11 protein-coding genes are annotated in these 13,261 nt (G+C 40.8%); all 11 read left to right on the top strand.

Annotation, left to right across the window (positions count from 1 at the left end):
- Positions 1–149 precede the first annotated feature (149 nt).
- Genes Q0K96_RS03355 through Q0K96_RS03305 form a run of 11 tightly spaced genes read left to right on the top strand, consistent with a single transcriptional unit; the run spans position 150 to position 13,251 of the window.
- Entirely contained in the window at positions 150–803 is a 654-nt protein-coding gene (locus tag Q0K96_RS03355) for a DUF4255 domain-containing protein (protein ID WP_297332595.1), read from the top strand.
- Between the two features lie 31 nt (positions 804–834).
- On the top strand, positions 835–2,754 hold the full coding sequence (locus Q0K96_RS03350) for a phage tail sheath C-terminal domain-containing protein (protein ID WP_297332594.1): 1,920 nt from the start codon (positions 835–837) through the stop codon (positions 2,752–2,754).
- A 14-nt stretch (positions 2,755–2,768) separates the two neighbouring features.
- The gene (locus Q0K96_RS03345) at positions 2,769–3,209 is read left to right on the top strand and encodes a phage tail protein (RefSeq protein ID WP_297332593.1); all 441 of its coding nucleotides are present in this window, start codon (positions 2,769–2,771) and stop codon (positions 3,207–3,209) included.
- A gap of 6 nt (positions 3,210–3,215) precedes the next feature.
- The gene (locus Q0K96_RS03340; protein WP_223052433.1) at positions 3,216–3,674 is read left to right on the top strand and encodes a phage tail protein; all 459 of its coding nucleotides are present in this window, start codon (positions 3,216–3,218) and stop codon (positions 3,672–3,674) included.
- Between the two features lie 4 nt (positions 3,675–3,678).
- Positions 3,679–3,852 carry a DUF5908 family protein gene (locus Q0K96_RS03335; RefSeq protein WP_297332592.1) on the top strand — a complete coding sequence of 58 codons (174 nt, stop codon included), beginning with the start codon at positions 3,679–3,681 and terminating at the stop codon, positions 3,850–3,852.
- Positions 3,849–4,589: a hypothetical protein gene (locus Q0K96_RS03330; RefSeq protein ID WP_297332591.1), complete on the top strand. Its 741-nt coding sequence runs from the start codon at positions 3,849–3,851 to the stop codon at positions 4,587–4,589. Before Q0K96_RS03335 ends, Q0K96_RS03330 begins: the two co-directional genes overlap by 4 nt.
- 5 nt (positions 4,590–4,594) lie before the next feature.
- The gene (locus tag Q0K96_RS03325; RefSeq protein WP_297332590.1) at positions 4,595–6,256 is read left to right on the top strand and encodes a phage baseplate assembly protein V; all 1,662 of its coding nucleotides are present in this window, start codon (positions 4,595–4,597) and stop codon (positions 6,254–6,256) included.
- Positions 6,257–6,547 (top strand): PAAR domain-containing protein, encoded by a 291-nt coding sequence (locus Q0K96_RS03320; protein ID WP_223052429.1) that lies wholly within the window; start codon positions 6,257–6,259, stop codon positions 6,545–6,547.
- 4 nt (positions 6,548–6,551) lie between these two features.
- Positions 6,552–6,962, top strand: a complete 411-nt coding sequence (locus Q0K96_RS03315) for a GPW/gp25 family protein (RefSeq protein ID WP_297332589.1) — start codon at positions 6,552–6,554, stop codon at positions 6,960–6,962.
- Between the two features lie 3 nt (positions 6,963–6,965).
- Positions 6,966–10,235 (top strand): hypothetical protein, encoded by a 3,270-nt coding sequence (locus Q0K96_RS03310; protein WP_297332588.1) that lies wholly within the window; start codon positions 6,966–6,968, stop codon positions 10,233–10,235.
- The gene (locus Q0K96_RS03305; RefSeq protein WP_297332587.1) at positions 10,225–13,251 is read left to right on the top strand and encodes a hypothetical protein; all 3,027 of its coding nucleotides are present in this window, start codon (positions 10,225–10,227) and stop codon (positions 13,249–13,251) included. Before Q0K96_RS03310 ends, Q0K96_RS03305 begins: the two co-directional genes overlap by 11 nt.
- Positions 13,252–13,261: the final 10 nt, after the last annotated feature.

The following is a 13,261-nucleotide window of genomic DNA, read 5'->3' as shown; positions in this document are numbered from 1 at the left end:
AAAATATGCTCCAAAATAAGTCAAATTATGGGTCAATTTTCGTCATGCTTACAAGAAGCATATAAAATTCAGTAAAAATACGCATTGCACAATCTGTGTAATTAGGATAGTTTTAACACATCCTAAACAACTAAAAAATTACTGCAATTATGATGATAACCGATGTGCTTGCCGATCTTATTTTAAAGGTAGAGGACAATACATCTACGCACGTAAAAGTGCACCTTAACAATATTGCTACGTTAAAGGAGCATGATACACCTGTTGAAACATCATCTGCAATTGTACTTTCTATTGTTAACATAGAGGAAGATAAAACACTTAAAAACCAAAGCCTGTACCAAAAGTACCAGCCTGGGTCTAACACGGTAAAAAGATTTCACAAGCCTGCACAAAACCTTATCATCTCTTTATTGTTTTCTTCTTATGATAAAGAAAATACAAAATATGAAGACGGTCTCAAAAGGCTTGAAGAAGTTATACGCTACTTCCAGAACGAAAATGTGTTTTACTACTACAACGGGCAGCTAAATATAGCGCCGCCTGCTACCGAAGAGGAAAAAGAAGAATCTACAAAAATAATACTGGATATGGTGAGCCTTAAAACAGATCAGGTTAACCAGTTGTGGTCATACCTCGGCAGCCGCTATATGCCTTCTGTGGTATACAGCATGAGGATGATCCGAATCCAAAAAGAAGACATAATAAATCAACCAATTGTAAAAGAAGTAGAACTGGAACTATGGAGAGATAATAAAGATGACCCTTCGGGAGAACTGGAAACAAAGGAAGTAATCAAGTAAACAAAAAAAGATTTTTTAACAAACTTTAATTATGAATATTAGTTCAATCAAAACCCCGGGGGTTTACATCAACGAAATTGATGCTTTTCCCCAATCAGTTGCACAGGTAGCAACAGCCATTCCTGCTTTTGTAGGATATACAGAAACGGCACCGGAAGCTTTAAAGCCTTTAAAAATTGTATCGCTGCTGGAGTATAACCAGTATTTTGGCGGTGCACCACAGCCGGAAGACATTACTGTAGTATTAGATGCTAATAACATGCCAACTACGGGCACTACAGTTACAGAAAGCCAGTATAAGCTTTACAACAGCCTTCAGTTATTTTTTGCAAATGGCGGCGGAGAATGTTATATAGTTTCTGTTGGTTCTTATGAAGATGATATTGACGAGACAGACATAACTGCCGGTTTAGATGCTCTTGAAAGTTATGATGAGCCTACACTTTTATTATTTCCTGACGCAGTGAGCCTGGATGCTGATGTATTGGGTAACCTTCAAAAAACTGCACTTTTACAGTGCCAGGAATTAATGGACCGTTTTGTTATTATGGACGTTAAGCAGGATGACAATCTTGATGATGCGCTAACAAGCTTCCGTGATAATGTGGGCATACAAAGCCTTAAATATGGCGCTGCTTACTACCCGCACCTGTATACCAGCTTTGCCAGCCAGTATAACTTTTCAATACTAAATGCGGCAATACCGGGTGGCTTTAAAAGGTTTTCTCCTTCAGATACTGAACTAAATACAGCTATAGATAATTATATAAGTGCTGCGGGTTCGGCAGAAGCCTTAAAAGATTCCTGGGAATCTATTCCTGCTGCAGATAAGCAAATTGATTCTATAGCAACAACCAATGAGTTGAAAGCCAATCTTGAAAAAGTATGGGGGCAGTTAACAAAGCTTGGAAAACCTGACACGGCTATATCAGATGCAGGATTAAAAACACAGGCTAATCAGGTAATAAGTACAAGCCTGCTTCAGTATGCCCGCAGGTTAGCCGATTTTAAAGCGGAATATGCCACACTAAAAACTGATGCAACTACAACAGTGACTCCTGTTGGTAATTATGGTACTGTAATAACAGGTGGCTTTGATGCAGCCTGGGGTGCAAACGTTATTACAACAGGAAACACACCTAACTCCTACCTTGATAAGTTAAGTACAGAAACTACCGTTGGGCCGGATACCTTTAAACAGGTTGATTATGCAAAAATCACGGCACAGCTTACAAGGCTTAACAATGATGTACTTGCAGCAATGGCCTCTGCATTCAGTTCTTTTGACAGGTACCTTTCTTACCAGCAAGGGCAACTGGTATCACAAATACCAATGTATAATGTAATTACATCTTACCTTGACCAAAGCCTTAATACAGTACCGCCAAGCGGTGCCATTGCAGGTATATATGCACAAACCGATGCTACAAGAGGTGTATGGAAAGCCCCTGCAAATGTTAGCATTAACGGTATAATAGGCCTTACAGATGATATTAACGACAGGGAGCAGGGCCCTATGAATGTTAGCGACACAGGTAAATCTGTAAACGCAATCAGGAAATTTACAGGCATGGGGTTCCTTGTTTGGGGTGCACGCACGCTTGACGGTAACAGTAACGACTGGAGGTATGTAAACGTAAGGCGCCTTGCCAACACGATAGAAGAATCTATCAAAAACGCATGCCAGCATTATGTGTTTGAGCCTAACACATCGCAAACATGGATTAATGTTAAAGGTATGATAGAGAACTACCTTACCAATGTATGGAATGATGGCGGCCTTGCAGGCGCCAAGCCAAGCGATGCATTTTTTGTATCAATCGGCTTAAACCAAACCATGACTCCGCAGGATATCAATGAAGGCCGTATGATTGTAAAAGTAGGTTATGCTCCTACCAGGCCGGCAGAATTTATCATTGTAGAGTTCAAACAAATGCTTCAACAATCTTAATACAGTAATTTATTATGGCAAATTCGAATTATCCACTACCTAAATTTCACTTTAGCGTGAACTGGGGTGGAACAACAATGTCTTTTACAGAGGTTTCAGGAATGGAGCAGGCCTTAGATGTTATAGAATATCGTATGGGCAACAGCCCTCAGTTCTCCAAAATGAAAATGCCCGGCCTTCAGAAAAACGGCAACATAACCCTTAAAAGAGGTGTTTTTGTTAACCAGAGCGATTTTATAACATGGTATAACACTGTTGCCATGAACCTTGTAGAAAGGCGCAGCATTACCATATCGTTACTGGACGAAAACCATAACCCGGTTGTGGTTTGGAAAGTGAGAGACTGTTTTATTGTTTCTTTAAAGAGCACCGATTTAAAATCGGATGCTAACGAAGTAGCAATAGAAACGGTTGAGATAGCCAACCAGGGATTTGAAGTTGAATATCTTTCATAAAAACGTATGTTTCAATCTACCCCTATAACAGGTTTCTATTTCACGGTGCATTTTGAGCTTCTGCCTATACTTAGTGTAGATACTAAGTTTCAGAGTGTAACAGGGCTTAAGGCCACCGTTGAAATGGAAACCTATAAGGAGGGGGGGCAAAACAGGTTTACGCACAATTTGCCTAAAGGCATACAGTATAGCGACCTGGTTTTAAAAAGGTGCCTTACCGCCGAAACTTCTGCACTAAACACCTGGTGCAAAAGCAACATAGAGAATTTTAATTTCTCTCCGGCAAACCTTACCATACTATTGCTTAATGATAAGGGTGTGCCTTTAAGAAGCTGGTATGTGGCACATGCTATACCCCTTTCTATTGAATACAGCGATTTTAATGCCGAAGAAAGCAAACTGGTAATAGAAACTATTACCCTTAAATACAACTTTTTTAAAGAAATATCAGCCTCAAATATTTAAGCCGATGCCAATAGAGATAAAAGAGCTGCATATAAAAATGACCATTGGCGAAGCCCCGAGGGTTGAGAACCAAAAGCCACAGGAGCGCAAAGCAGACATTATGGCGCTAAAAAAGCAAATTGTGGAAGAATGTACTGCAACTATTATGGAAAAACTTAAAGAAAGGGAAGAAAGATGATACAGGCAGCACTGGGTATAATAGACAAAATGAAGATTGAAATCTTTGATAAACCCGATTCCGGCAGCGCGAAAAAAACTATATACGTACAACTTAATCCTGATAAGTACAGTACAACTAAAACTATTGTTTATACAGAGCAGCAACCGGTTGGAAGTTCGCAAAATGTACTGAACTACCAGTCCAGTAATTCTGAAACTGCCGCGTTTGAATTTTTATTTGATAGTACGGGTGTGGTGCCTCCTGCAAAAACAGGCGGTGGCGGTATGTCGCTTTCAAGTATAGCAAGCAGTTTTGTACCTTTTAATTTTGGGCAGGCAAAATCAATTAGTAAAGAACTTAGCACATTTAAAGACCTGCTGACTGAATATAATGGAAATACACACGAGCCACCTTATTTAAAGCTTACTTGGGGCGAATTTATCCTTAAAGGCAGGCTTACCAGTATGGAGGTGCAGTATTACATGTTCAACTCGCAGGGAGAGCCGTTAAGGGCAATAGCACGTTGTAGTTTTGCTGGCTCAACAACCATCAAGCTGTTACAGGAACAACAAAAGGCCAGTTCTCCAGACCTTACCCATGAACGAATTTTTACAATGGGCGACCGATTATCGGTAATTGCAGAAAAAATATATGAAAGCCCCGATTACTATACTGATGTTGCCAGAGCAAACGGCTTACTATCCTTTAGGGATATACCCACAGGCACTAAGCTACTTTTTCCACCAATTAAATAATAAAAATGGCTGTAAATCCATATACACCAGATTATAAAGTACTAAACTATGAAATTACTGCAGGCCAGGCTAAGGGCCTCGGCACACTATTAATTGATGCCGAAATTAACTTTGAGCTGAATAAAATACCAACGGCAAAATTTGTCTTTTTTGCTTCTAATCTTGACAATGCCGGAAAAGAACTGCTTGAAAGCGATGAACTTGAATTAAATGGCGAACTTACATTTGATATTACAACCGATAAAGGAAAAAAAACACTGTTTAAGGGTTTTATAAAATCTATTGAAAAGAAAACGCTGCCTAACCAAAACCTGATAAAGGTAGAGTGTAAGGACGAGTGTTACAAAATGACTTTTACCGGCACTGAAGCCGAAACCAACGAGCTGACTTTTGATGACCATCTTGAGGCAGCGGCAGGCAGCCTGACAGTAGACAGCAGCCTGACAGGACAAGAATGGGGACAGGAGAAAATAACAATGAACTCATCTGTTACCCCGTGGGATTTTATCTTATCCTACCTCGACTCTGTCGGAGTCATGGTGGCTGCAAGGAATAGCGAGCTTAAAGGTATAGATATTACCCAGTCACAATCTGAAAAATATTTCGCCGAAACCGGCATTAACATATTTGCTTTCTCAGGAAAGGCCGACCTGTCTAAAAAAATAAAAAAAGTTTCTATAGACTACTGGGATCCTGCAAGCCAGAGCGTACAGAAAACCGAAGCTGAGCAGGAAGCTGATTATGAAAACAATAAAATAGTACGCCTAAACGAAAACAGGTTCAGCCAGGGCACTATAACGCTTATGGCTAATGCCACTCTTAAAAAAAGTGACCTGCTGCATATATATGGAAAGGTACTTACGTTCGGCAATTTAGAAGCTATAGCCGGAGACTATATTATCTGTAATAAGGTGCACGCCCAGATAGATAACAAAGTGTTGCTGATAACCGGAGAACGGCATATTATTGAAAACGGTACATGGAAAACAGAGTACACCTTTGGGCTTGAAAAAGGCAATGCCTTTGCCGATATGGCAGACCAGCAGGCACAAAAGCCACAGGCACAGATAGGCCAGGCCAACCTTACCGGAGGGCTTCTTATTGGCACAGTGGTACAACTTGAAGAAGACCCGGATAATGAATTCAGAATTAAAGTACGGATTCCTGCCCTTGCAGAAAATGGCGAGGGCGTATGGGCAAGGTTGGGAACGCTTTATGGCGCAGCCGAAATGGGAAGCTTTTTTATACCGAATGTAGATGACGAGGTAATACTGGGCTGCCTGGGCAATAACCCCGATAACCCAATAATACTGGGTAGTTTATACAGTAGTGCCCATACCCCGCCCTACCCCATAACTGCCGATAATTTTATAAAAGGCTTTGTAACGAAAGAACAGACAAAAATTGTTCTTGACGATGAGAAAAAGTCGATTGAACTAAGTACTGCACAGGGCAATAAGCTAACCATATCAGACGAGCTTAAGGGTATTGTGCTGGAAGATGAAAACAAAAACAAGATTAGCATGAACGACAACGGAATAACGATAGAAAGTGCTAAAGATGTAATAATAAAAGCCAAAGGCAACTTTAAGGCAGAGGCGGCAGCCTTTCAGCTTAAAGCTTCAGGAAATTTTGAAGTGAAAGGAGCCACAATAAAACTTAATTAAATGGGAGCCGCAGCAAGAGCAAACGATATGCATGTATGCCCAATGGTAACAGGTAACGTACCTCATGTGGGCGGGCCGGTTATGCCGGGAAGCAATACTACCGTACTTATTGGCGGACAGCCTGCCGCAGTTGTTGGCGATAACTGCACCTGCAACGGCCCTGCAGATTCTATAGTGCAGGGATCAGGGACAGTGCTCATAGGCGGTAAACAGGCTGCAAGAATGGGCGACTCTACAGCTCATGGTGGTAAAATTGTTGCCGGGTTTGCAACTGTAATAATAGGAGGCTAAACGTATGAAAGAAGAAACATTTTTAGGTACAGGCTGGTCGTTTCCGCCGTCATTTAATGCCGATTCGGGTACTGTGATAACCGTGAGCGATGCTATGGATATTGTGCAAAGCCTGCAAATACTGATAACAACAAAGCTAAATGAAAGGGTAATGCGGCCAGATTATGGCTGCGACCTTACACCCCTGCTGTTTGAAAATATAACCGTAACGCTGCTAACCGGCATTAAGGATATCATAAAAACGGCAATATTAAAGTATGAACCCCGGATAGATGTCGCAGACATTGTTTTTACATCTGATGAATCTACAGAGGGCCTGCTTAACATATTGATAGACTACGTAATAAGGAAAACCAACTCAAGGCAAAACCATGTTTTTCCTTTTTATCTTAACGAAGGAACTTATATAAAATAATTTATGGAAACCTGTTCTACAAAAAACACCATCCATCAGCGCATGGGCACAACCCAGTCAGATAGGTTTCTTGATGCCCTTAGAACTGATTATTTTTTAATAGACGAAAGAACCGAAACAGATTATATTGAAGTAGTACAAAAGCTTTCGGCTTATGTAAAGTATTTTAATATCCAGGATATAAACACAAACAGTTGGGAGCCTTTTTTCCTGCTGGAGTCTACCTCTGTACTTATAAGTATTTTTTCCTGGAACATGCAAAAGCTACAGGAAGAATATAAAACAATAGCAAACAGAATACGCAACACACAGGCAGGTAATAACAAAGAAATCCTTAAGCAGTATTTTGATGGTATAAATAATAAATTAAATCTTTATGACAACCGCGTTAAGGGCATAGACAGCAGCATACCCGCAAAAGATGCACTGCTTCAGTCAATACAGCAAATAAACAATCTGCTTAATGAAGTTATAATTGCAGATATTAACAGCAGGGCTGAGGGAGAAATACAAAAGCTGGTTAAAGAGTACAGGTTCGAAAAGAATGTACAGCAGCTTTTCGGCTTGTTGCAAAACTGGAAAAATACCGGTGGTGACAGCATAAAACAACAGCTTGACAGTTATGCCGGGCATACGCCCCATTATACGCTATTGCTTGCTTTTCTAAAATTACTGGGGATTGCACGCGAAGACCTGAATAAATTTACAGGTCACCATCTTGATTTTTATTATAAAGATATACTCAGGATGCAGCCTAAGGCCGCCGTGCCTGATAAAGTGCATCTTTTGGCACAGCCGGGGCAGATAAACAAAAGCTATGTGCTGCCAAAGGGCACCATTTTTCTTGGGGGTAAAAATGAGCTGGGGCAAAACAGGTATTATGCCTCAACTGCCAATCATAATGTAAACACAATTACCTTAAAGCATTTATTTTCAGCTTTTATCAATAGTACGCCTGCCCGCAGGCAGGCAGATCTTACAGAGATAAACAAGAAGGATATACCGTTCAACGTATTCCCTAACCCCAATCAGAACGAACCGTACCTGCCTTATGATTATGCATCTGAAACCGGTATAATGGTAGCCTCTCCCCTGCTCTATTTAAGTGGTGGAGACCGCTATATCCTGATAAATATTTCGGGTACTGTATATGATGACACAGGTTACCGTTTTTTCCTTACAGGGGAAAAAGGCGTTATAGAAGTTACAACGTTTGAGTCACTCACACCCGGCCAAAACGGACGTTACCTGTACCTGCCGCCGACGACAGATAAAATTGTTGGTTATGACGCCGAACTGCATAAAGGTATAAAAGTAAAGGACACACAATATCCTGTATTAAAAATAGTACCTAAAGAAAATGTTGCTCCAATACGCCTTAATGATGAATCGTATGTTTCATTAACCATTAAAGTAAGGAACTTTAAAGATTACCTGCTGGCAACTGATACCGGCAGCGCCGATACAGCTAAACCTTTTTATCCTTTTGGGGAATACCCTAAAAATGGTAACGGGTTTATAATTGGCGCCAACGAGTTTTTTGTAAAAGAAGGTGCTTCTATAAAAGTAAATACCGGTATTTCTGTAGGTACAAGTATTTTTAAAATGAATGCCAGCGGCTGGGTACCTACACCTGAAGGGCTTTCTACAGGTATTACAAATGACTATCCGCTACAGCAATATGAACCGGAAAATAGCGTGCCTGTTAACGAAAGCATTGCAGGTTATATACGTGTTGAGCTAAATGACCCTGATTACGAGAACAATAACACTATACTGGATACTACAATACAGGATGGTAAACTTATAGTAAAAACCCCTCAGGGCCCTGTTGTAAAGTCGGTAACTATAGATTATGATGTAACTGATTCTACAGCATCAGCAAAAAATCCTATTGAAACCTATGAGCTGCTGCCTTTCGGCTATCAGCAAAAAAAACTGCCCATGCTGCGTTTTGATACCGCCCTTAATACGGTAAGAGCTTTTCCGTTAGCATCAGTACAACGGCTAAGGGTATTTGAGCCTGTTTTAGAAAGCGTAAGGCAGATAAGGGTGCCTGCAGTTAAGCAGGTACAGCAGTTAGCTGAGAGCGGAGGGGATATTTATCTTGGCTTCGCCAATGCACAGGCAGGCAATAGTTTCAGTGTACTTTTTCAACTGGCAGAAGGAACGGTAAACCCTATGCGAAACCCTGCCACTATTAGCTGGAAATACCTGAAGAACAACAATGGCTGGCAGGATTTTAAAAGTTATGAGCTTGCAGATGCCACAAATGGTTTGCTGCAATCGGGCCTTGTAACTTTTACCGTACCTGAAGATTTTACAGACAGCAGCATTACCATATTGCCTGACGGGCTGTTCTGGATAAAAATTAATGTGGATGTTACCGATGCCATTAGCGATTTTGTAGGTGTTCACGAGCAGGCATTACAGGCAGAGCTGGTTGCCTTTGATAAATCTGACGGTGTATTTTTAAGTAACATCCCTAAAGATACTGTTACAAAACTATACCAGCCGTTAAACTACATAAAGAAAATAACGCAGCCTTACCCTTCTTTCGGCGGTAGCAGGAAAGAGGAAAGCAATATGTTTTATGTAAGGAGCAGCGAAAGGCTAAGGCACAAAAACAGGGCAATAACGCTTTGGGACTACGAAAGGCTTATTTTACAGGAGTTCCCGCAACTAATAAGGGTTAAATGCCTTAATCATTACAACTATGTTGCAGAACATGGGGCTAATACAGCTGCCGGTTATATAAGCATCATACCACTGGCACGATGGAGCAAATCGACCATAATATACCTTAAGCCACTTGTAAGCCTTGAAACCATGCAAAACATAAAAGCATATGTTGCCGGGTTAGGCTCTCCGCACGCACGTATAATGGTTAAGCCACCGCTGCTCGAAAAAATAAGGCTGAACTTCAGCGTTAAATACCGCCAGGAGCCCGGTACCGATGTAAGGGTGTTAGAGAGTCAGTTGGTAGAAGCAATTAACCGCTTTTTAAGCCCCTGGGCGTATGATACTGATGCTATAGACTTTTCGGGGGAGATAGAAATATCATCACTTATCCAACTGGTAGATGACCTGCCATATGTTGATTTTGTTACCAAATTTAAAGTTGACCAGCTTGTGCCGGATCCTACTAAAAATAACAAGTATACCGAACTGAGCGATGTTAAGTCTATAACACCTACTACCGATTATACCTTGTTTATCCCCAACGAAGCGCACAATATTATTAAGATAACCGAATGTACTAATGAATCCTGAATATATAATACCTAAAGACAGAGTACTGCCACAGGCTCAGGATTATGAGTTCCTGAGGCAGGAAGGGATGAAGTATATAGAGAAGCTTGGCAATAAGCTGTGGACAGATTACAATGCCCACGATCCGGGTATTACCACACTCGAAGTACTGGCCTATGTTATAACAGAGCTCGGGTACCGTTCGGGTTTTACAGTGGCCGATTTGCTTACCGGAAAAAATGGCACTATACAAAACGGCAGCTTTTTTCCGGCAGACCAGATTATGGTAAATGCACCCCTCACAGAGACTGACTATCGTAAATTGCTTATTGATATTGAAGGCGTTTCTAACGGGTGGCTGCTGGCAACCAAAAGAACTCTTAACAGCCAGGGATATTATCAGCCGAACGATAATGAAAAGAATATCTATATTGATAAAAAAGATGATAAACTCAGCTTTAGTGACACTAACAGCAAAGGCGAGAAAAATGCCCAACTGCACATAAGGGGACTAAACCGAGTATTTATAGAGCTTGACGAAGATCCTGTTTATGGCGACTTAAATGCCACAATAACAGAATATGAATTTTTAGTGGAAAATCCTGAAAAATGGGTTCAGGTAACTATTATACCTCCTTTTACTGACTGGCTTGATAAGCAGGCACAGTATGTAAAAGAGTTTTTAGCTGTGGCTGACCTGAATGTTATGGTTTATGTTTCGGGCAGTAATATCGTTACACTAAACATAACTAATAATACCACCGGTAACAACCTGTTGTTTAAGGTAGAGGCTTATGATAAAAATGAAATAGCCGATATAGAAAGTTACCTCAGCAACGACTATAAAGCAATATTAGAGCTGTTTGAAAACAAGAAGGCAAAGGCTGACGAGATTTTTGACAGAACACTTATTAAACTGCAAAGCAACCGTAACCTTACCGAAGATTTTATAGAGGTTAACATAGTACCCTCTGTAATGGTTAGCGTATGTGCCAAAATAGAATTAAAGCCCCAAAGCAACCCTACCGATGTAATGGTTGCCATACACAAGGCTATTTATGATGTGCTTAATCCGGGGGTGTCATTTTATACACTTTTACAACTGGCACAGCAGGGCTACCCCACCGAAGATATTTTTGTAGGGCCAAGGCTGGAACATGGCTTTTTAAAGGACGAAGAGGTTATCAAATCGCAGCTTCCCACATCTATACATTCTTCTGATATTATTGCTGCAATAATGAAAATTGATGGTGTTCAGTCGGTAAACAATGTGTTAATGACAGCCTATGATACATCAGGTAACGCGATAGCAGGAAAAACAAACGTATCGTGGTGCATGCCATTGCCCGGAGATGTAAGGCCGACTTTTAACCGTAAAAGGTCGCAACTGCAATTGTTTCAAAACGGAATACCATTCTTATTGTCGGAAGATGCACAACGTAACATAGACCAGCAGATAAGCATCTATAAATCTTTTAAAACGGCACAAAAGCTATATAATCCTGCCAAAGACCTGCCGGTTCCTGAAGGCACCTACTACCAGTTAGGCAATTATTACAGCATACAGAATGATTTTCCAGCCAACTACGGGCTTGGTAAAAACAAGTTGCCGGAAAGTGTGCCACAATCAAGAAAAGCACAGGTAAAGCAATTGCAGGGATACCTGTATTTCTTCGAGCAGATACTCGCTGATTTATTCAGCCAGCTTTATAATGCCAAAGAACTGCTTAACACCACTACCCTTAAAGACAGTTACTTTACTAACTATTTGGGTAATACAGACGGTTTTTATTCTGAAGAAGTGCTTACAGACGAGCTTAAAGCGGCTTTTGAAGCAACAGGTGTAAGCGGCAATGCTGTTTATGAAACTCAGGAGCAGTTTTATAACCGCCGCAACAGGGCTTTAGATCATCTTATAGCCCGTTTTGGTGAGAGCTTTAACGACTATGTTTTTATGATGTACCAGATGCAGCATGAAAACACTGGTTTGGGCAGCATGTTTATTGATAACATAGAACTGATAGAAGACAAGCAAAACTTTTTAGAAGCTTATCCGCAGATAAGCAGCAACAGGGCCATTCCAAAAAACTATACGTTAAAATGGCCTCCCAATACATATGTAGCCTACTCCAATTACTGGAATACATTCAATATAGGCGGGTATGCAGAGAGGGCTGCAAGGCTTTTGGGCATTAACACCTGGCCATTACAGCCAAGCGATTACGATAATCCAAAAACCTATTTTATTCTTAATGTAGGCAATGAAGCTGTGCGTTTTGATTTTGTAAATCCTGAAACGCAACTTCCGCAAAAAAAGCGCTGGGCCAATACCAACATTGCAGATGCCGCCAACTATGATTATAAAGAAGAAAATCCGGGTGAAGTATATGCGTATCTGCAATACAGCGGTAATGATATACTTAAGCTGGATAAAAAATTTTCGGATAGTAATGAAGCTGCCGGTTTTATAAACAAGCTGATAGAAACCTTAGCACTGCCTTACGAATATTTTTACTGCCTCGAGCATATACTGCTAAGGCCTTTTGCAAGTATGACACAGGAAGAAGAGCCGGATAACCCAAACCACCTGTCAGACCTGCTTCCGGTTTGCCTTGGCGATGACTGCCAGGGAGAATCGGGTACAGACCCCTACTCTTTTAAGGCATCTATAGTACTGCCGGGCTGGATGGGCAGGTTTACCAACATCAGCTTCAGGAAATATGCCGAAAAGATATTCAGGCAGGAAGCACCGGCACATGTACTGCTTAAAATATGCTGGGTAGGTACTGAAGATATGACTGTCTTTAAAAAAGCTTATATAGACTGGTGTAAAAGCTATAACGGCTTTAGGATAGCAGAAACTAAAAAAGATTATACCGACCCTGTAATAACCAAGCATTTAAAAAACCACAGGGAACTGATAAAAATTATGGGTCAGTTAAATAACACCTACCCGCCGGGGCATTTGTATGACTGCCACAGCAGCGAAAAATCATCACCAATAATATTAGGAAATTCTGTACTTGGAAATCTTTAAAAACATTTTT

Source organism: Flavobacterium sp. (assembly GCF_024305175.1).
GTDB lineage: Bacteria > Bacteroidota > Bacteroidia > Flavobacteriales > Flavobacteriaceae > Flavobacterium.
This window is presented reverse-complemented; position numbering and strand designations above follow the sequence as displayed.